19 protein-coding genes and 1 pseudogene are annotated in these 18,068 nt (G+C 72.1%); 9 read left to right on the top strand and 11 right to left on the bottom strand.

Annotated features, from left to right (window positions below; translation table 11 throughout):
• Window positions 1–35: 35 nt before the first annotated feature.
• Window positions 36–1,448, top strand: coding sequence for an FAD-dependent monooxygenase (locus tag AB0C26_RS20885; protein ID WP_360249574.1), 1,413 nt, complete (start codon window positions 36–38; stop codon window positions 1,446–1,448).
• Between the two features lie 421 nt (window positions 1,449–1,869).
• On the opposite strand, the gene AB0C26_RS20880 is transcribed toward AB0C26_RS20885, so the two are convergent.
• Window positions 1,870–3,030 carry a citrate synthase family protein gene (locus AB0C26_RS20880; RefSeq protein WP_360249571.1) on the bottom strand — a complete coding sequence of 387 codons (1,161 nt, stop codon included), beginning with the start codon at window positions 3,028–3,030 and terminating at the stop codon, window positions 1,870–1,872.
• A 67-nt stretch (window positions 3,031–3,097) separates the two neighbouring features.
• Here AB0C26_RS20880 and AB0C26_RS20875 point away from each other — a divergent pair, with 67 nt between their 5' ends.
• Entirely contained in the window at window positions 3,098–4,204 is a 1,107-nt protein-coding gene (locus AB0C26_RS20875; RefSeq protein WP_360249568.1) for a citrate synthase 2, read from the top strand.
• Here the strand turns inward: AB0C26_RS20875 and AB0C26_RS20870 are convergent.
• The 3 genes and pseudogenes from AB0C26_RS20870 to AB0C26_RS20860 all read right to left on the bottom strand — a co-directional run bounded on the left by AB0C26_RS20870 (window position 4,185) and on the right by AB0C26_RS20860 (window position 5,317).
• Window positions 4,185–4,487 carry a universal stress protein gene (locus AB0C26_RS20870; protein WP_360249565.1) on the bottom strand — a complete coding sequence of 101 codons (303 nt, stop codon included), beginning with the start codon at window positions 4,485–4,487 and terminating at the stop codon, window positions 4,185–4,187. The genes AB0C26_RS20875 and AB0C26_RS20870 overlap by 20 nt on opposite strands.
• Before the next feature lie 23 nt (window positions 4,488–4,510).
• Window positions 4,511–4,621, bottom strand: a pseudogene (locus AB0C26_RS20865) (universal stress protein); the annotation flags it as partial.
• Window positions 4,622–4,726: 105 nt separating this feature from the next.
• Entirely contained in the window at window positions 4,727–5,317 is a 591-nt protein-coding gene (locus AB0C26_RS20860) for a hypothetical protein (protein ID WP_360249562.1), read from the bottom strand.
• A gap of 223 nt (window positions 5,318–5,540) precedes the next feature.
• On the opposite strand from AB0C26_RS20860, the gene AB0C26_RS20855 reads away from it, so the two are divergent.
• From AB0C26_RS20855 to AB0C26_RS20835, 5 genes are all read left to right on the top strand, one after another.
• Window positions 5,541–5,780 (top strand): hypothetical protein, encoded by a 240-nt coding sequence (locus tag AB0C26_RS20855; protein ID WP_360249559.1) that lies wholly within the window; start codon window positions 5,541–5,543, stop codon window positions 5,778–5,780.
• Between the two features lie 79 nt (window positions 5,781–5,859).
• The gene (locus AB0C26_RS20850) at window positions 5,860–6,084 is read left to right on the top strand and encodes a hypothetical protein (protein ID WP_360249556.1); all 225 of its coding nucleotides are present in this window, start codon (window positions 5,860–5,862) and stop codon (window positions 6,082–6,084) included.
• 127 nt (window positions 6,085–6,211) lie between these two features.
• The gene (locus tag AB0C26_RS20845; protein WP_360249553.1) at window positions 6,212–7,120 is read left to right on the top strand and encodes an ABC transporter ATP-binding protein; all 909 of its coding nucleotides are present in this window, start codon (window positions 6,212–6,214) and stop codon (window positions 7,118–7,120) included.
• Complete coding sequence (locus AB0C26_RS20840; protein WP_360249550.1) at window positions 7,117–7,332, top strand: hypothetical protein; 216 nt, start codon at window positions 7,117–7,119, stop codon at window positions 7,330–7,332. The genes AB0C26_RS20845 and AB0C26_RS20840 overlap by 4 nt, the downstream gene beginning before the upstream one ends.
• Window positions 7,329–8,693: an ABC transporter permease gene (locus AB0C26_RS20835; RefSeq protein ID WP_360249547.1), complete on the top strand. Its 1,365-nt coding sequence runs from the start codon at window positions 7,329–7,331 to the stop codon at window positions 8,691–8,693. Before AB0C26_RS20840 ends, AB0C26_RS20835 begins: the two co-directional genes overlap by 4 nt.
• 76 nt (window positions 8,694–8,769) lie before the next feature.
• On the opposite strand, the gene glgX is transcribed toward AB0C26_RS20835, so the two are convergent.
• From glgX to AB0C26_RS20810, 5 genes are all read right to left on the bottom strand, one after another.
• Window positions 8,770–10,878: a glycogen debranching protein GlgX gene (gene glgX, locus AB0C26_RS20830; protein WP_360249544.1), complete on the bottom strand. Its 2,109-nt coding sequence runs from the start codon at window positions 10,876–10,878 to the stop codon at window positions 8,770–8,772.
• 98 nt (window positions 10,879–10,976) lie between these two features.
• Window positions 10,977–11,597: a VanZ family protein gene (locus tag AB0C26_RS20825; protein WP_360249541.1), complete on the bottom strand. Its 621-nt coding sequence runs from the start codon at window positions 11,595–11,597 to the stop codon at window positions 10,977–10,979.
• Between the two features lie 41 nt (window positions 11,598–11,638).
• On the bottom strand, window positions 11,639–12,190 hold the full coding sequence (locus AB0C26_RS20820) for a hypothetical protein (protein ID WP_360249538.1): 552 nt from the start codon (window positions 12,188–12,190) through the stop codon (window positions 11,639–11,641).
• Entirely contained in the window at window positions 12,190–12,813 is a 624-nt protein-coding gene (locus tag AB0C26_RS20815; RefSeq protein WP_360249535.1) for a maleylpyruvate isomerase N-terminal domain-containing protein, read from the bottom strand. The genes AB0C26_RS20820 and AB0C26_RS20815 overlap by 1 nt, the downstream gene beginning before the upstream one ends.
• A gap of 27 nt (window positions 12,814–12,840) precedes the next feature.
• Window positions 12,841–13,515 (bottom strand): hypothetical protein, encoded by a 675-nt coding sequence (locus AB0C26_RS20810; protein WP_360249532.1) that lies wholly within the window; start codon window positions 13,513–13,515, stop codon window positions 12,841–12,843.
• A gap of 50 nt (window positions 13,516–13,565) precedes the next feature.
• Between AB0C26_RS20810 and AB0C26_RS20805 the strand changes: the two genes are divergently transcribed.
• Both AB0C26_RS20805 and AB0C26_RS20800 read left to right on the top strand, forming a co-directional pair.
• Window positions 13,566–13,955 carry a ChaB family protein gene (locus AB0C26_RS20805; protein ID WP_360249529.1) on the top strand — a complete coding sequence of 130 codons (390 nt, stop codon included), beginning with the start codon at window positions 13,566–13,568 and terminating at the stop codon, window positions 13,953–13,955.
• Window positions 13,956–14,007: 52 nt separating this feature from the next.
• Window positions 14,008–14,268, top strand: coding sequence for a hypothetical protein (locus AB0C26_RS20800; protein WP_360249526.1), 261 nt, complete (start codon window positions 14,008–14,010; stop codon window positions 14,266–14,268).
• Here AB0C26_RS20800 and AB0C26_RS20795 read toward each other — a convergent pair.
• Together AB0C26_RS20795 and AB0C26_RS20790 are read right to left on the bottom strand one after the other, a co-directional pair.
• Complete coding sequence (locus AB0C26_RS20795) at window positions 14,257–14,919, bottom strand: GNAT family N-acetyltransferase (protein ID WP_360249523.1); 663 nt, start codon at window positions 14,917–14,919, stop codon at window positions 14,257–14,259. The genes AB0C26_RS20800 and AB0C26_RS20795 overlap by 12 nt on opposite strands.
• 50 nt (window positions 14,920–14,969) lie before the next feature.
• The gene (locus tag AB0C26_RS20790) at window positions 14,970–18,020 is read right to left on the bottom strand and encodes an EAL domain-containing protein (RefSeq protein ID WP_360249520.1); all 3,051 of its coding nucleotides are present in this window, start codon (window positions 18,018–18,020) and stop codon (window positions 14,970–14,972) included.
• Between the last annotated feature and the right edge of the window lie 48 nt (window positions 18,021–18,068).

The raw sequence follows: 18,068 nt of genomic DNA, 5'->3' as shown, positions 1-18,068 counted from the left end.
GATTAACTCAGGAACGCGTATGATACGGTGCGGCCATGCGAATACTCATCGCAGGCGCCGGCATAGGCGGTCTCGCCCTGGCCCACGCCTTGCGCCGGGGCGGCGCCGACGTCGCCATCTACGAACGCGACCCCTCACCGCGAACGCGCGACCAGGGTTACCGGCTCCACATCGACCCGAACGGCAACGCCGCCCTGCGCGCCTGCCTACCGACAGCGATCCTCGACCTGGCTCACCGAACCAGCGGCGCCTCCGGAGACCGGGTGGCGTTCTACACGCAGGACCTGATCGAGCTGTCGGCCCAGGTCTTCCCGAGCATCCCCCCGGCCGAAATCACCAACGTGGACCGCGCCACGTTCCGCCGAGCCCTGCTCACCGACCTGAACGTGACGTTCGGCCACACCGTGACCGGCTACGACATCACCCCATCCGGCCGCGTCCGCGTAGCCCTGAGCGCCACCGCGGCCGGCGCCGCCGGTGACACCCCCACGGCTGCTGCCGCGGCCGCCACCTCCAGCCCGGCCGCCACCTCCAGCCCGGCCGCCACCGCCACAGCCGTCTCCAACGCGGCTGCCACCGCCACAGCCACCTCCAGCGCAGCCGCCACCGCAAGCGTCAGCGCGGCCGCCACCGCTGGCGTCGCCAACACCGCCGCTGACAACAACGCTGGCGTCGCCGACACCGCCGCTGACCACACCGCTGGCGCGGCCGATATCGCTGCTTCAGCCAGTTCCCTTTCGGCGGGCGGCTCGCTCTCCGGCGACGGATCGTTCTTTGACGAAGGTGACCTGTTGGTCGGCGCGGATGGCGTCGGCTCGGCCGTGCGCCGGCAGTTGGCTCCGTCAGCCACCCTGCGCGATCTGGGCCTGCGATGTATCTACGGCCGGATGCCGCTGGCCGCCGCCGACCTTCCGCCGGACTTCGACCGAGGCTTCGCCTGGGTGTCCGGAGCGAACGGCTACGGTGCCGGGTTCGCCCCCGTGCGCTTTCGCACCCCGACCGGCGTCCCCGACTACCTGATGACCACCCTGGTCGCCCCCACCGCCGTACTGGGTGAGCTCGATCGTCCCTCCGAGGCGCTGCGGCAGATCTGTCTCGACGCGAGCGCGACCTGGCATCCGGCCGTCCGGCACCTGTTCGCCGCCGCCGACCCCACGTCGTTCTTCCCGATCGTCCTGCGCGCCGGCACGCGCCTCACCCCGTGGTCACCCGGCCCGGTGACTCTGCTCGGCGACGCCATCCACACCATGCCGCCGGCCGGCGGCGTCGGAGCCAACACCGCCCTGCAGGACGCCGCCCTGCTCGCGGCCGAACTGCTCTCCGGCAAGCCCCTTCTCGAAGCCGTGGCCGCGTATGAGTCAGTCATGCTTCCGCGTGGCTTCGACACCATCGACAGCTCCGTCCGCATGATCGGCCAGATGGTCCCGCCACCCAGCGCGCGCCCGTAGCCGCAGCAATGCACCGACCGCACAACAGGTCACCCCCGTGCCATCGTCACCTCAGTGCCGCCGGAGCGCCGCCCGTAACGGCGAAGCGCGCGAGCGCTCCTCACAGCGGCACGCGAGCGCCCCGGGCCCCAAGCGTTCCGCCCCGGATCGCAAATGATGCTGATGACCACCCCGCGCCAAGGGCTTCATCGTGCCCAGCGGCACCGTGCCCAGCGGCACCGTGCCCAGCGGCACCGTGCCCAGCGGCACCGTGCCCAGCGGCACCGTGCCCAGCGGCACCGTGCCTTGGGGAAGGCGCGCCTGAGAGGAAGGCTTGCCTGGACAACGGCGTACGACATCTAATCGCTGGATTGCCCGGGCTCGAACGCGGAGGCGGGCGAATCAGCCACCGGGGACAGGGCGATGGCAGCGGGTCATCTCCCTACGCCGGGTCGCGGCCGGCGTAGCGGCCGGCGGGCCGGAAGCGGGACGGACGGTCCCCGTACTCCTCAAGAGCGTGAGCCAGCCACCCGGCCGTCCGGGCCACCGCGAAGATCGTCTCGCCGGCGTCCGGCGTCATGCCCCGATCGAGGGTGAGCGCGGCCAGGGCCAGGTCGACATTGGGGTGTACGCCGGACCGGTCGCGCATCGCGGCGGCGATCCTCCGGGCGCGGGCCGCGGCCGGGCCGTCGCGGTCCAGCAGGACCTTCGCGCGCGGGTCGCCGTCCGGATAGAGGTGATGCCCGAAGCCGGGGATCGGCTCGCCCGCGCGCAGGCGGCTCGCCACGGCCTCGACCGGATCGCGCCGCGACAGGGCGTCGGCCAGCAGTTCGTGGGCCAGCCCGCTGGCGGCGCCGTGCAGCGGCCCGTCGAGGGCGGCCAGCCCGGCGCTCACCACCGCGTAGGGATGCGCCCGGGTGGACGCCGCGACCCGCGCCGCCAGGGTCGAGGCGGCGATGTCATGGTCGGCCAGCAGCACCAGGGCGGCGTTGAGCAGGTCATGGTCGGCCGCCGAGCCGCGCTCACCGGTGAGCCGCGTCCACAACTCGGCCGCGAGTGTTGTTCCGGGTCCTGTTCGGGCCGGGCCGGGCAGGGCGGCGACCATCGTGGCCAGCAGCGCGCGGCCGGTGCTCACCACCGAGGCCGGCGTGATGTCGAAGCGCAACGGGTCGGCCGCCGCGGCCGCCGCGACGATCACCCGCAGACGGTCGGTGTGGCGGGCGGCGGCGGGCAGGGGAGCGGTGACGGCGGTGGCCAGGCCGAGCAGACCTTCCGGTGGTACGAGGTCGTGGTGCTCCAGGGTTCCGGTCCAGAGCAGGGTGGCGACCGACTCGAACGTGGCCGTGGCGGCCAGATCGACGGCGTCCCGTCCGCGGTAGAAGAGCCGGCCCCCGCTGATCAACGTGATGCCGGTCTGGATGTTCGGGGTGCCGCGGCCCTTGCGCTTGGCCTCGAAGGCCTCCACGTCGGCCCGCGTGAACAAGCTGACCTTGCCGTCGCCGTTGCGGACGCTGCGCAGCAGGCCACGGCTGACATACGCGTAGATGGTCGCGGGTTTGACACCCAGTCGCTGGGCGACCTGGCCGGTGGTCAGCGTGTCCATGTGCACATCCTCTCATGTTGACTGCATCAACATTGACGTCAACATGACGTGGCAGCATGGTGAGAACATGCTGACTGTCAATCCAGGACTGGCCGGTGTCGTCGCCTTCGACACCGAGATCGCCGAACCCGACCGGGACGGCGGAGCGCTGCGCTACCGCGGCGTCGACCTGCGCTCGCTGGCCGGCGCCGTCGGCTTCGGCGACGTCTGGGGCCTGCTCACCGACGGCGACTTCGCCCACCCGCTGACGTCCGCCCCGGCGGTGCCGGGATCGGTGACGCCGGTGCGCACGGGGGACGCGCGGGTCGATGTGCAGGCGGCGGCAGCGGCTCTGGGACTGCGGCCGCTCATCGACGTCGACCACGCTCAGGCACGCGCCGACCTCGCGTACGCCACGGCGGCGATGCTGGATCAGGTGGCGGTCTCCGCCCGCGGTGACCGGCCGGCCGTGCCGCGGAGGCTGGTCGACGCCGGGCGGGACGTCACCGAACAGTTCATGATCCGGTGGCGGGGTGAGCCCGACCCGAGGCACGTGGCCGCGATCGACAGGTACTGGGTCTGCGCCGCCGAGCACGGCATGAACGCGTCCACCTTCACGGCCCGGGTCGTGGCCAGCACCGGCGCCGACGTCGGGGCCTGCCTCTCGGCCGCGGTGGCCGCACTGTCCGGCCCGCTGCACGGCGGCGCCCCGGCGCGGGCGCTGGGCATGGTCGAGGCCGTCGAGCGGGGCGAGGACGCCCGGCGCTACGTCAAACGGGTGCTTGACAGTGGCAACCGTCTGATGGGGTTCGGGCACGCCATCTACCGCGCCGAGGACCCGCGCGCCACCATCCTGCGTGACACCGCCCGGGAACTCGGGGCACCCCGCTACGAGGTGGCGCTCGAGCTGGAACGCGCGGCCCTGGCCGAACTCCGCGAGCGCAAACCGGACCGTGTCCTGGCCACCAACGTCGAGTTCTGGGCGGCGATCGTCCTCGACTTCGCCGAGGTGCCGGCCGGCCTGCTGGCCGCGATCTTCACCTGCGCCCGTACGGCCGGCTGGAGCGCCCACATCCTCGAACAGAAACGCCTGAACAAAATCATCCGCCCGTCCGCCGACTACGTGGGCCCACCCGAACGCGCCGCCACCGACCTCCCCGGCTGGCCCGACGCCCTCAAACGCCGCACGGTGTAGCCGGTCGGCTCCGCCACTCGCCGTTGGCGACGGCGACCGTGCAAACGGAGTGGCGCGGCAGATGCCGGCTGACCGAGCCCGGGATCAGCCCGCGCACGGCGCCGCGTCCGTGAGTGCCGACCACCAGGAGCTGCGCGTTCCTGCTGGCTTCGACCAGGGCCGCCGCGGGATGGGCCACCACGGCTTCGGCGGAGATGGTCAACTGGGGGTGCCCGTTCCGCCAACCGGCGACGAGCTCGTCGAACGGCCGCCGCTCCTTGTCCGTCACCGCGCCGGTGGCCATCTGGCTCTCTGCCCAGAGGCCGGTCACCGCCGGGTGACGAGGACCGGGCAGGCCGCGTGGTGCAGCAACTGCAGGGTCGTCGAGCCGAGGAACGCGCCGGCCAGCAGGCCGTGGCCCCGGTTGCCGACGACGATGGGCTTGGTGGTCATGGCCGTACCCCTCTCGCTCCGTCAACGCTGATCGCCCGGCCGCTTCGCTGCGGCCGGGCGATGGTGTCTGGTCGGTGCGGGGGCGTGGTGTCAGATGAGCCAGCGGTTCTTCTGGACGATGGGCAGGGAGGCCCACCACTTGCCCAGGCCCCAGGTGTGGCCGGCGTAGGTGAGGGCGAGGACGATGCCGGCGAGGGCGTAGATGATGTGGTAGTCGACGAGCGGGTTGGTCGACATGCTGGGTTCGCCGGCGGCGGTGGTCTTGTCGAGTGGCCATTCGGCGGCCCACATGAAGAGCATCATGAGCGCGCCGGCGCCGGCGGCGAGACGCATGCCGATGCCGAGCATGAAGGCGAGGCCGATGGCGAGCAGGCCGAGCATGAACAGCCAGTCGGCCCAGGGGTCGCCGGCGATGTTGTGGAAGAGGGTTTGCAGCCAGCCGGGGCCGACCTCGACGCCGGACAGGAAGCCCTTGGTGGGTGAGCCGCCGTTGATCCAGGCCCGGGCCGACGGGGTGGCGAAACCCCAGCCGAAGGTCTTGTCGAGGAATGCCCAGAGGAAGACGAAGCCGGTGGAGATACGCAGCACGGCCAGTGCCCTCGCGGCGGCCTTGGTGAGCATGGCGCCGGGCGCCTCGACCTGCTCCAGGTGGGCGGCGGTGTCCCGGCCGATGGTTGTCATGGCTCCTCCTTCATCGATGTCTATGCATTGAGCGTGCGCTCCGGGCGGCTTCGAATCCTGAGGCCATGGGCCCGAACGGGACGGGACGAAAGTCCCGAGCTTGACGTCGAGCAGCACAGGCCGGTCGCGCGGCGTCCGCAGGGCCGGATGTCCCTACCGGAGGGGGCCCGCGGCGGCCGAGGGTGGAACCGGGAACCCGGAAAGGAGCCGATCATGAAAGGGCTTGTGCGGACCGTGCTGGTGCTGGGCGGCGCGGGGCTGGTCGTGGCCGCGTCCCCCCTGGGCGCGCCGGCGCTTCGTCACCTGGGGCGCCACGGCCGGGGAGGCCGCCGGAACGCTGTCGGGCGACGATCTGCTGCCGGACGTCGGCCTGGTGTCGACCCGCGCCGTCACGATCGGCGCGCCGCCGTCGGCGGTCTGGCCCTGGCTGGTGCAGATGGGCAGTGGCCGCGGCGGCGCCTAAACGTACGACTGGATCGAAAATCTCTTCGGCCTGCGATCCCGAACGGACACTGGCGTTCCGTTCGGAGGACGGCGCCTGGGTGTGGATCTTCCACCTGCGCGTGCGGGGAGCGGGAACCCGGCTGATCAGCCGCAACCGCATCATCCCGCCGGGACCCAACCGGATGGTCCGGGCCCTGTACGACACGGTCATGGCACCCGGCAGCCTGATCATGGAACGCCGGATGCTGCGCGGCATCAAGCACCGGGCCGAGGGCCTTTCCGGGGCCGGCTCGGCTTGGCGGCCGGGCGTACGCTGCGGGTAGGTGTGCCGGGAAGTCTGGTCGGCGAGTCGCTGACCCGTGGAGGCGTCATGGTCGTCCCGCCCGCGCATCGATCCCACCTCCGCCGGCATCGGACTTCATCGCTCGTTCCCTCCTCAGAGGAGCTGCCATGACCGTGTCCACCGGGGCGGCGATCGCCGTCACCGCGCTGCGCAAGTCGTTCGGAGCCACCAAGGCCCTCGACGGGCTCGATCTGACGGTGGCCGGGGGACAGGTGCACGGCTTCCTCGGGCCCAACGGCAGTGGAAAGACCACCGCCATCCGGGTGCTGCTCGGGTTGTTGCGCGCCGACGCGGGCGAGGCGCGGCTGCTGGGTGGTGATCCGTGGCGCGACGCGGACAGCCTGCACCGCCGGCTGGCCTACGTGCCCGGTGATGTCACGCTGTGGCCGGGTATCAGCGGTGGGGAGGTCATCGACCTGCTCGGCCGGCTGCGTGGCGGCGTCGACCGCCGGCGGCGCGATGAGCTGCTCGAGCAGTTCGACCTGGACCCGCGCAAGAAGGCGCGCACCTATTCGAAGGGCAACCGGCAGAAGGTCGCGCTGGTGGCCGCGCTGGCGTCGAACGCCGAACTGTTCCTGCTCGACGAGCCCACCTCGGGACTGGACCCGCTCATGGAGTCGGTGTTCCAGCGGTGCGTCCACGAGCTCAAGCGCCAGGGCCGCACGGTTCTGCTGTCCAGCCACATCCTGGCCGAGGTGGAGGCGCTGTGCGATCGGGTGAGCATCGTCCGGCTCGGCCGTACGGTCGAGACCGGCACCTTGAGCGAGCTGCGCCACCTGACCCGTACGTCGATCGCCGTGGAAACCGCGCGGCCGGTCACCGGCCTCGACCGTCTGCCCGGTGTCCATGACGTGGTCGTCGCCGACCACCACGCCCGCTTCGACGTCGACACCGCGCAGCTCGACACCGTCGTCCGGGAGCTGGCGCCGCTCGGGGTGCGCAGCATGACCAGCTCACCACCCACGCTCGAGGAGCTGTTCCTGCGCCACTACGGCGACCAGGAGGCAGCCTCATGACCGGGACGGCGTCGTTGCTGCTGTTCCTGCTTCGCCGCGAGCGCCGGAGCCTGCCCTGGTGGCTGCTCGGGGTCACGCTGCTCGTGCTCGTGCAGTCGGCGCAGAGCCAGAGTCTGTACGGCACGCCCGAGGCTTTGCAGCGGCTGCGGCAGACGATCGGCGCCAACAACGCCGTGATCGCGATGAGCGGGCCGACCGACCTGCTCGCGTGATCGGCGGCGAGGTCGTCTTCGAGATCTTCGCGTTCGCCGCGATCGTGGTCGCGTTGATGAGCATGTTCCTGGTCGGCCGGCACACCCGCGCCGATGAGGAGGCCGGTCGCGCCGAGCTGGTCCGCTCGGCGCGGGTGGGCCGGCACGCCCCGCTCGCCGCCGCCCTGCTGCTCGCGGGTCTGGCCGATGCCGCCGCCGGCGTGCTGGTGGTCGCCGTGGCCGTCGGCACCGGTCTGCCGGTCGCCGGATCGGTCCTGTTCGGCGCCGCGATCACCGCCGTCGGTGTGGTCTTCGCGGGGTCGGCCGCGGTCGCGGCGCAGGTGTTCGAGAGTGTCCGGGCGGTGTACGGGACGGTGGCCGCCCTGCTCGGCGCCGCGTTCGCGGTGCGGGCCGCCGGGGACGTGGGTGACGGCGCGCTGTCGTGGGCCTCGCCCATCGGCTGGGGCCAGCGGACCCTTCCGTACGCCGGGGACCGCTGGTGGCCGGTGCTGTTGTCGCTGGCCGTGGCCGGCCTGCTGGGCGTCGCGGCGGTGGCGCTGTCGGCTCGGCGCGACTTCGGAGCCGGCCTCGTCGCGACCCGGCCGGGCCGGGCGCACGCCTCCCCGCTGCTGCGCGACACGTCCGCGCTCGCGTGGCGTCTGCAGCGCGGTGCCGTCGCGGGCTGGGCGGCCGGGCTGTTCCTGCTCGGGGTCGCCTACGGCTCGATCGGCGACAGCATCGAGCAGTACGTGCGCGACAACCCGGAGGTCGCACAGTTCTTGACCGGCGGCGCCGGCGACGTCCTGAACGCCTACCTGGCGGTGACCGCCGGGATGGCCGCTCTCCTGGTCGCCGCGTACGGGGTCACGAGTGTCCTGCGGGCGCGGAGCGAGGAGACCTCCGGCCGGGCCGAGGTCGTGCTGGCCGGCCCGACCAGCCGGGGGAGCTGGCTGGCCGGTCAGCTGAGCGTCAGCCTGGCCGGCACCGCGCTGGCCCTGGCCGCCTTCGGCCTCGGTGAGGGCCTGTCGTACGGGTTGACGGTGTCCGACCTGGGTCAGGTGCCGAGGCTGACCGGAGTGGCGCTCACCTACCTGCCCGCGGTCTGGCTGGTCGCCGGGGTCACGGTGCTGGCCTTCGGCTGGCTGCCCCGGCCGGCCGCGATCATCGCCTGGGTGATGGTCGCCTACTGCGCCGTCATCACGCTGTTCGCCGACTCGTTCGACCTGCCCGCCTGGTCGCGGCAGGCCTCACCGCTCGCGCACGTCCCGCAGGCGCCCCGGGACGACGTGACCGTCACACCGTTGCTCGTGCTCGCTGTGATCGCCGCGGCGCTCGTGGCGGCCGGATACGCCGGCCTGCGCCGCCGGGACGTCGGCTACTGAACGCGGGTGGTTCGATCCGTGGCGGGACCGGCCACCGGCCGGTCCCGCCACGGCGACGTGCTGCCGGACGGCTGCCTTAGTAGCGGCAGCGGAGAACCACCATGGTGTGGCCGGACACCTCGTACTGGCCGCCGGCTTTCGTGGTCTTGCGGCGGGCCGCCAGCAGGGGGTCGGCGGTGTTGACGACGACCTCCCAGGTGCGGCCGAATTGGCGGTCGGGGAGGGTAAAGGCGACGTGCTCGCCCAACGGGTTGAACAGGATCAGGAACGAGTCGTCGATGATCGCCTCGCCCAGGGCGTCCCGTTCCGGAATGCCGTGGCCGTTGAGGAAGACCGTCATGGTCATGCCGCTGCGGGTGTTCCAGTCGGCCTCGGTCATCGGCTGGCCGTCGCGGCGCAGCCAGGCGATGTCGGGGATCTTGTCGTCGGTCACCGGGTCGCCGGTGAAGAAGCGGCGGCGGCGGAAGATGGGATGCTTGGCCCGCAGTTCCAGCAGCCGGCTGGTGAAACCGGTCAGGATGTCCTGGTTGCGGGCGTCGACCCAGTCGACCCAGGCGATCTCGTTGTCCTGGCAGTAGACGTTGTTGTTGCCCATCTGGGTGCGGCCCAGCTCGTCGCCGTGGGCGATCATCGGGACGCCCTGGCTCAGCAGCAGGGTGGCCAGGAAATTGCGTTTCTGGCGTTCCCGCAGAGCGACGATCTCGGCGTCGTCGGTGGGCCCTTCGACACCGCAGTTCCAGGAGCGGTTGTGGCTTTCGCCGTCGCGGTTCTCCTCGCCGTTGGCGTCGTTGTGCTTCTCGTTGTACGACACCAGGTCGTTGAGGGTGAAGCCGTCGTGGGCGGTGACGAAGTTGATGGACGCGATCGGGCGGCGGCCGTCGATCTCGTACAGGTCGGAGCTGCCGGTGAACCGGGACGCGAACTCGCCCAGGCTCGACGGTTCGCCCCGCCAGAAATCGCGCACCGAATCGCGGTAGCGGCCGTTCCACTCGGTCCACAGCGGCGGGAACCCGCCGACCTGGTAGCCGCCGTCGCCGACGTCCCACGGCTCGGCGATGAGTTTGACCTGCGACACCACCGGGTCCTGGTTGACCAGGTCGAAGAACGCGGCCAGCCGGTCCACGGCGTGGAATTCGCGGGCCAGGGCGGCGGCGAGGTCGAACCGGAAGCCGTCGACGTGCATCTCGGTCACCCAGTACCGCAGCGAGTCCATGATGAGCCGCAGCGATTCGTGGTGGCGCACGTTGAGGCTGTTGCCGGTGCCGGTCGTGTCGTAGTAGTACTGCTTCTGGTCGTCGACCAGCCGGTAGTACGCGGGATTGTCGATGCCCCGGAACGACAGCGTCGGCCCCAGGTGGTTGCCCTCGGCGGTGTGGTTGTAGACCACGTCGAGGATGACCTCGATGCCGGCCTGGTGCAGCGCCTTCACCATCGACTTGAACTCCTGCACCTGACCGCCGTGCCCGTCGAACGAGGCGTAGCCGTTGTGCGGCGCGAAGAAGCCGATCGTGTTGTAGCCCCAGTAATTGGTGAGGCCCCGGTCGATGAGGGTGCTGTCGTGCACGAACTGGTGCACCGGCATGAGCTCGACCGCCGTGACGCCCAGCTTCTGCAAGTACTTGATCATCGCGGGGTGCGCGAGCCCGGAATAGGTGCCGCGGACATCCTCGGGAATGTCCGGGTGCCGCTGCGTCATGCCCTTCACGTGGGCCTCGTAGATGACCGTCTGGTGGAACGGAATCTTCAGCGGCCGGTCGTTGCCCCAGTCGAAGAACGGGTTGATGACGACCGACTTCTGCGCGTACGGCGCCGAGTCCTCGTCGTTCACCGAGTCCGGTTCGCCGAAGTTGTACGAGAAAAGAGCCTGATTCCAGTCGTTACGCCCGTCGATCGCCTTCGCATAAGGGTCGAGCAGCAACTTGTTCGGGTTGCACCGCAGCCCGTTCGCCGGATCGTACGGCCCGTGCACGCGATATCCGTACCGCTGCCCCGGAACGACCCGGGGCAGGTAGCCGTGCCAGACCAGCGCTTCCCGCTCCGGCAGGTCGATCCGCGTCTCGACGCCGTCGTCGTCGAAGAGACAGAGCTCGACCCGCTCGGCCACCTCCGAGAACAGCGCGAAATTGGTGCCCCCGCCGTCGTACGTCGCGCCCAGCGGGTAGGGGTTCCCGGGCCAGATTTTCATGCCGCCTAGCTTCCCCGTTGGGCGCTCGCTGAATCAGGTGCCGCACGTCACACTTACCCACCCGCGAACACGGGCGGCCGGCGCGCGGACGGCCATGCCTAGGACGGGCGCTGGGGGACGGCGTCCGGGACACCGGTCACCGGCCGGGGCGGCACTTCTGGATCACCTGGTAGGCGGCGCCACCAGGGGCGCGACGCCAGCGCGGCCAGCCCGGCCCCGGCGGCGTTGAGCAGGATGTCGTCCACCGAGGACACCCGGTCCAGGCGCAGGACGTACTGAAGCGTCTCGACCAGCAGCGAGCACGCGGCACCGAGCGCCAGCACGCGCGGCACCGACCTGAGCGCCGCGAACCGCAGCGGGCCGAAGAAGCCGAGCGCCGCGAACACCAGCAGGTTGCCGACGATCTGCACGGTCGCGGTCACCGGGCCGCCGGCCACCACGTGGATCAGGTCGCGGAACGGCACCAGGTTCGTCCGGGCCCGGTCGACGCCGTCACCGTCGTTCGGCAGCAGGATCATCCACACCCACGGGACCGTCCCGTAGACGACGCCGACCTCGGCCAGCGACCGGCGCCAGGCCCCGCCCCGCGTCCTGGCGAGCGCCCACGTCACGAGCGCGGCCGCCGGAAACGCCACCACGGTAAGGACGACCACCCCGGTGATCGTCGCGAACCATCCGTGCCAGCCCTCGAGCATGCGAACCCCCGCGTCGGTCGACACCGAATGCTAGCCAACCGCCGCCACAGCGCGGGACGGAAGCGCTAGGAGCGGCGGCGGCGTTCGATGTCGCGCAGCACCGTCGGGTCCCACCTCGAGGCGTCCCAGTCGTCGGCCGTGACCAGGGGCCGCCGGGCGCCCAGGGTGGCCTCGCCGGTCAGGCGGCGCATCCGGGACCGCACCGCGAGCACGCCCGCGATCAGCACGGCCGCGGCGCCCACGCGCAGGGCCGAGTCGGTGAGCGTCATCGCGACCACGGTCGGCACGCGCGCGGGCAGCACGTACGCGAGGGCGATCAGCACCGCCGCGAGCGCCACGGCCCCGTACCCCGGCACGCCCGGACCCGACGGCGTCAGCCGGTGTGCCGCCACGGCCCAGACCGTGACCGAGATCAGCAGGACCAGCGCGCACAGCAGGCCGATCAGGCCGGCCAGGCCGCCCACGAGCAGCACCGACGCCTGCGCCGTGACGGACGTCGGGTCGGTGGCGCCGCCGGTGACGACGGCCAGGGTGACGGCCCGCACGATCACCGCGAGGCCCGCGTAGACGGCCGCGAACAGGACGACGCGGCGGCCGGCGAGCGCGAAAGTGTTCATCAGAGGACGGTGAAACCCTTCGGCAGGGGCGCGCGGCCGGTGAGGGCGAACAGTACCGCGGGGCCGTCGCCCAGTGCGGCCGCGACCCGGGCCGCCAGCAGCGTGGCCTCGCTGACCGCGTCCGGCGGGAAGTCCGCCTCCAGGCCGGCCGCCGCCGCCACGTCGAGGCCGTGGACGACCAGTTCGAACGTCCGGGTGGGCATCCAGTCCCGCACGCGCATGCCGCCGACCGGGGTCGACACCACGTCGTCGTCACCGGCCGCGGCCAGCGCCTGGGTGGCCCGGCCGGCCAGGTCGCCGATCAGGCCGGCCGGGGCGGACGCCAACTCGGCCGCCGCCTGCCGGGCGAGCGTGGTCGAGGCGGCGACCGCCTCGGCGTACACCTCGGGCGGCACCGACCGGGCGAACGTCCAGTACGCCTCGGGGGAGGTCACCGCGGCGGTCTCGGCGCGGGCGCGCAGCACGCCCGGCACCTGGCGCAGCGCCGAGCCGGCCGTGTGCGCGACCAGTTCCCGCAGCGTCCACTCGCCGAGGCCGGGCGCGTCCCACCGGTCGGCCGGCACGCGGGAGACGAGGTCGACGAAGGTGACGGCGGCGGCGCGGTAGGTACGGCGGTAGTCCATGGTGACCAATCTGCCACCGGTCGCGGTTCAGGCGAAATTCGAGTCGTCCGGCTCGCTCGCCCGGTGCCGCCCGCGGTCGGGGGAGGAATTGTCGTCGTACGGCCGGGCGGCGTACCCGGGCGTCCGCGGGAACCGCTCGGTGGCGTCCTGGGTGTCGGCCGAGTGCCGTCCCGTGTAGGCCGGCGGCTCGGCCACCGGCAGCCCGGACGGGCGGCCCGGAGGTTCGGCCGCCGCCGGCGGCCGGGAGCCCGGCGCCGGCGGCCGGGACGGCAGGCCCGACGGCATCGGCCCCCGGGTCACCGGCGCCGGAGCCGGCTCGGGGGCGGCGTCGGGCGCGTCCGGCAGAGGGCTCGGCGGGGTGGGGAAGGGCGACCTCTCGGTGTGGGCGTCACCGGTCTCACCCGCGTACGGATCGGGAACGAACCGGGCGGCGAGCCGCCGCAGCCGGACCACCCGGCGCAGGCACACCAGGGCGTAGATCACGGCGAGGACGGGCAGGGCGAACAGGTAGTAGAAGGTGAACGGGTCGTCCGGCCGGGCGATGCCGAGATAGCCGGCGTAGCCGAGGAAGCCGAGCCCGAGCAGCGCGTCCACCCCGCGCAGGAAGCCGGACTGACCGAGACCCGCCACGCACAGGGCGAGCAGCACCAGGCCGCTGAACCCCAGCAGCCCGGTGTACGTCCAGAACTCACCGTCCGACACGCTTCAGCGTAGGACGGTTTGCGACCTTGTGTGCCGGGAACAGCTCAGACATGCCAGCACGCGAGGAGATGCCGGCGACGTTGAAGCGTTCGCCGAAGAAAGCACAGGACACGTTCGCCAAGACGCACGACTCGGCGGTCGAGCAGTACGGCGAGGGCGAGCGCGCCCACCGTACGGCCTTCTCCGCCGTCAAGCATTCGTTCGAGAAGGTCGGTGACCACTGGGAGCCGAAGGACAAGAAGGGCCCGAGCGACGCCAAGGCGGCCGGCGGACGGGGCACGAAGGCCGAGACGGCCGGCGGCGTCGACGCCAACGCCAGCAAGGCCCACCTGCTGCAGGTGGCCAGGAAACTCGACATCACGGGCCGCTCGCGGATGACCAAGCCCGAACTCGTCGAGGCCATCGAGAAGGCCAACAAGCGGGCCGACCGCAAAGCGTGAGGTGTGTCGCGGGTCGCGTGTCGGGGCCGTCGTTTCTGGGGAAACGACGGCCATGCAACCAGAGAAGATCACCCAGACCGAGTACGCCGCCGAGCTCAACCGCCTGCACACGCGCCGCGAGGAGCTCGAGGAGGCCGAGTCGACGCTGGTGAGCCACGATCACGGCGGTGGGCTGCCGCACGACCAGCAGAACCGGCTCGAGCGGGTCCGGGGCGAGCTCGCCGATGTGCTCCAGCAGATCGGCGACCTGCGGGACCGCTTCGCCGACAACGGCGGGGCCACGCCCGACCCGGACGGCGCGCTAGGCGAGTGACCTGGTGAACGACGCGAACTCGACCTGGTGGCTGACCTGGAAGCCCAGCCGCTCGTAGAGCCTGATCGCGCCCGCGTTCTCGGCGGTGACGTGCAGGAACGGCAGGTCGCCGCGTTCCAGGATGGCGGCCGCCACGGCCATGGTCAGCCGGGCGCCCAGGCCGCGGCCGCGGAAGGCCGGGTCGGTGCAGACGGCGCTGACCTCGGTCCAGCCGGGCAGCTGGAAGCGCTCGCCGGCCATGGCCACGAGCCGGCCCTCGTGCCGGATGCCCAGGTAGCGGCCGAGCTCGATGGTGCGCTTGCCGAACGGGCCGGGCTGGGCCCGTTCGACCAGGTCGAGGATCTCCGGCACGTCGGTCTCGCCGAGCGGCACCGCCTCGTCGTCGGGCACGCCGGTCATGCCGTGCCCGACCATCTGGGCGCCGGCCGTCACCCGGTGTGGTTCCCAGCCGGCCGGCGGCGTGATCCGCGGGCCGGTGAGGAACGCCTTGTCGGTGAGTTTCGCCAGGTCGGCCCAGGCGGCCGGGTCGGCCGGGTCGGCCACCGCGCAGAACGGCGAGACGTCGGGCTGATAGCGGGCGGCGTCACCGGACGCCTCGGCGAAGCAGGCCTGCGGCCCGGTCAGGGCGGCCCATACGGGATTCTCCAGCACGCCTCGACCCTGCACCGTGACCGCCCATGACCGCCAGCGATTAACCCGAATTACCCTCGCGCCGGGGATGACACCAGCCTCGCGGCGTCGTGGGCCAGAGCCGGGATCTCGTCCGGCCACACCGGCTTGGAGAACAGATAACCCTGGCCGTACGGGCAGTCCATGCCGGCCAGCGCGGCCCGCTGACCGGCGTCCTCGATGCCCTCGGCCACGACCGCCAGGTCGAGGTTGCGGGCCAGGGTGACGATCGCGTCGACCAGGGCCCGTTGCTGCTCGCTGCCGAGGATGTCGTCGATGAACGACTTGTCGACCTTGAGCACGTCGACCGGCATCTGCCGCAGGTAGCTCAGCGACGAGTAGCCCGTGCCGAAGTCGTCGATCGCGATCCGCACGCCCAGGGCCCGCAGCGTGCGCAGGTCGGCCGCGACCTGGTCGGCGTCGCGCAGCAGCAGGGACTCGGTGATCTCCAGCAGGAGCCACTCGGGGCGGGCCCCGGCCTGGGCGATGGCCTGGCGGACCTGGTCGACGAAGCCGGGCGTGCGGAACTGGCGGGCCGACACGTTCACGCTGACGTAGCGCAGGGTGGTCCGCGGGTCGGCCGTCTTCCAGGCCGCGAACTGGGCCAGGGCCTCGCGCAGCACCCAGCCGCCGATCGGCACGATGGCGCCGCTCTCCTCGGCGATCTCGATGAAGTGGTACGGCCCGAGCAGCCCCCGGGCCGGGTGCTGCCACCGGACCAGCGACTCCACCGCGACCATCTCGCCGGTGCGCAGGTCGACGATGGGCTGGTACATGACCCGCAGCTGGTTGTCGTCGATCGCCTCGTGCAGCGCGGCGCGGGTCTCCAGCCGCTGCACCATCTCGGTGTGCAGTTCCGGCTGGTACCGCTGCCAGGTGCCCTTGTCCGAGCCCTTGGCCTGGTAGAGCGCCAGGTCGGCGTGGCGCAGCAGCTCGGTCGGCGACTCGGCGGCGTCGTTGACGGCCACGCCGACGCTGGCCGCGCCGCTGACGATGTGGGTGCCGCCGAGACCGTCGCCGACCTCCACCGGGACGGCCAGGGCCTCGACGAGCCGGGCGGCCACGGCCTCGGCGTCGTCGGCGACCAGGACGGCGAACTCGTCGCCGCCCATCCGGGCCGCCGTGCCCGAGGTGCCGACGATCTCGTCGATCCGCCGGCCGACGGCGACCAGCAGCTCGTCGCCGACGGCGTGCCCCAGGGTGTCGTTGACCTCCTTGAAGTCGTCGAGGTCGACGAACAGGACCCCGACGGTCAGCCCGGACTCGGCGGCGGCGGCGAAGGCCTCGTCGAGCCGGTTGCGGAACAGCACCCGGTTGGCCAGCCCGGTCAGGCCGTCGTGGAAGGCCAGGTGGGACAGTTCCTTCTCGAGGCGGCGGCGCTCGGTGACGTCGCGGACGGTCAGCACCACGCCCCGCACGGTCGGGTCGTCGCGCAGGTCGCGCCCGGTGCACTCGACCTGGATCAGCGAGCCGTCGGCGCGCAGCACCGCGAGGTCGGGGGCGTCGAGCTCGCTCTGCCCGTCGCGCAGGCCGCCGAGGATCTCCCGCATCGCCTCGTGGTGGCTGACCGCTATCAACGCCGACAGTGGGGTGCCCTCGAGGTCGGGGTGCCCGAGCACGGCGGCCGCGGACGGGCTCGCGTAGCGGATCAGGTCGTCCTCGCCGACGATGAGGATGACGTCGGTGGCGTTCTGGATGAGGGTGCGGAAGTACGCCTCGCTCTCGCGCCGGTTGACCTCGCCGGTCAGGCCGATGCGCTGCATGACGACTTCGATCTGGGTGAGGTACGCCTCGAAGGACGGCAGCACTTCGCGCAGCACTGTGCCGTCGCCGCCGAGCAGCCCGGCGCCGAGGCGCCCGGTGCCCGGGAGCGGCATCGTCGCGTACAGGAAATGGTCGAAACCGTGCGAAGGCACCCCGGCCGGCAGCGAGTCGGCCGTGATGAGCCGCAGACCCGGCACGTGCTCGACGTCGCCCGCGTCCCCGGTCAGGCTCAGCCGGTAGGGCTTGCCCTCCGGCATCAGGGTGGCCACCGCGTCGCGCACGGCCCGGGCCGCGTCCTGCTCGGTGGCGGCCGAGAACAGCATGGCCCCGGCCTGGCGCAGCGCCCGCTCCCGGGCCCGGGCCTGCCGCTGCGCGCCGGCCAGCCCGTTGACCCGGGCCAGCACGAGCAGGAACATCAGCGCCGCGGCGGCGGCGATCACCGGGGCGTCGACGACGCCCTGGCGGGCCGCCTCGATCTCGCGGCCGTGCAGCCACTCGATGCAGAGCACCACCGGGGCGATCAGCGCGGCCGCGGCCATCCAGACGATGCGCCGGGTGCCCATGTCGCTGCTGGCCTGCGGCGGCTGCTCCTGGGAGAGCTCACGCATCGACGGCATCAGCGCGGTCAGGCCCATCACGGCGTAGAAGACGATCCAGCCGAAGTCGACCGGCCCGCCGAGCGTCCAGGCGCTGTTGAGCTGGGACTGGCCGTAGAAGATGTCGGAGACCAGCAGGCCCACGATGGCGACGCCGATCGCGGTCAGCGCCCGCGGCCGCCGGCCCGGGCCGGTCAGCATGCGCAGCGTCATGGCCAGCGCCAGCACGTCGCCCAGTGGGTAGCCGATCGAGACCAGCTTTTCCATCAGCGACAGGTCGTGCGAGCGGGTGAACGGCGCGATCCAGTAGACCCAGGACAGCAGGCCGAGGCCGACGGTGGGCACCAGCGAGTCGAGCAGGGCGGCGCGGTTGCTGCCGGTGCCGCGATAGCGGACGAACAGCAGGAAACCGGCCGTCAGCAGGGGGTAGACCAGCAGGTAGAACAGGTCGGCCAGGCCCGGGAAGCGCGGGGTGCGCCCGACCGCGACGATCAGGTTGTACCAGGTGTCGCCGGTGGTGAAGAAGGCGAGAGCGGCCGCGATCAGATACCACGGCAGGCGGTGCTGGGGGCGGTTGAGCCAGGCGCCGAGCAGGACCATGGCGGCGCTCGAGTAACCGATCAGGGCCCAGGTGTAGAGGTGACCGCCGGGGAAGGCGTAATAGAGGGCGGTCAGCGCGACGATCCACGCACAGAAGCCCACGCGAGCGGCTCGCGTCGTCATCCGCCCTCCGATCGGCTCCGTGGGACGGCTGTCTTGTGCCGTCCCGGT

This window comes from Actinoplanes sp. NPDC048796, from assembly GCF_040650035.1.
In the GTDB taxonomy this organism is placed as follows: Bacteria; Actinomycetota; Actinomycetes; order Mycobacteriales; family Micromonosporaceae; genus Actinoplanes.
This window is presented reverse-complemented; position numbering and strand designations above follow the sequence as displayed.

Coding starts and splice junctions, on each gene's coding strand:
- AB0C26_RS20875 (WP_360249568.1), top strand. CDS start 3,098: ATGCTGACTGTCAATCCAGGACTGGCCGGTGTCGTCGCCTTCGACACC.
- AB0C26_RS20860 (WP_360249562.1), bottom strand. CDS start 5,317: ATGACAACCATCGGCCGGGACACCGCCGCCCACCTGGAGCAGGTCGAG.
- AB0C26_RS20805 (WP_360249529.1), top strand. CDS start 13,566: ATGCCAGCACGCGAGGAGATGCCGGCGACGTTGAAGCGTTCGCCGAAG.
- AB0C26_RS20870 (WP_360249565.1), bottom strand. CDS start 4,487: ATGGCCACCGGCGCGGTGACGGACAAGGAGCGGCGGCCGTTCGACGAG.
- AB0C26_RS20845 (WP_360249553.1), top strand. CDS start 6,212: ATGACCGTGTCCACCGGGGCGGCGATCGCCGTCACCGCGCTGCGCAAG.
- AB0C26_RS20880 (WP_360249571.1), bottom strand. CDS start 3,030: ATGGACACGCTGACCACCGGCCAGGTCGCCCAGCGACTGGGTGTCAAA.
- AB0C26_RS20840 (WP_360249550.1), top strand. CDS start 7,117: ATGACCGGGACGGCGTCGTTGCTGCTGTTCCTGCTTCGCCGCGAGCGC.
- glgX (WP_360249544.1), bottom strand. CDS start 10,878: ATGAAAATCTGGCCCGGGAACCCCTACCCGCTGGGCGCGACGTACGAC.
- AB0C26_RS20815 (WP_360249535.1), bottom strand. CDS start 12,813: ATGGACTACCGCCGTACCTACCGCGCCGCCGCCGTCACCTTCGTCGAC.
- AB0C26_RS20800 (WP_360249526.1), top strand. CDS start 14,008: ATGCAACCAGAGAAGATCACCCAGACCGAGTACGCCGCCGAGCTCAAC.
- AB0C26_RS20885 (WP_360249574.1), top strand. CDS start 36: ATGCGAATACTCATCGCAGGCGCCGGCATAGGCGGTCTCGCCCTGGCC.
- AB0C26_RS20820 (WP_360249538.1), bottom strand. CDS start 12,190: ATGAACACTTTCGCGCTCGCCGGCCGCCGCGTCGTCCTGTTCGCGGCC.
- AB0C26_RS20790 (WP_360249520.1), bottom strand. CDS start 18,020: ATGACGACGCGAGCCGCTCGCGTGGGCTTCTGTGCGTGGATCGTCGCG.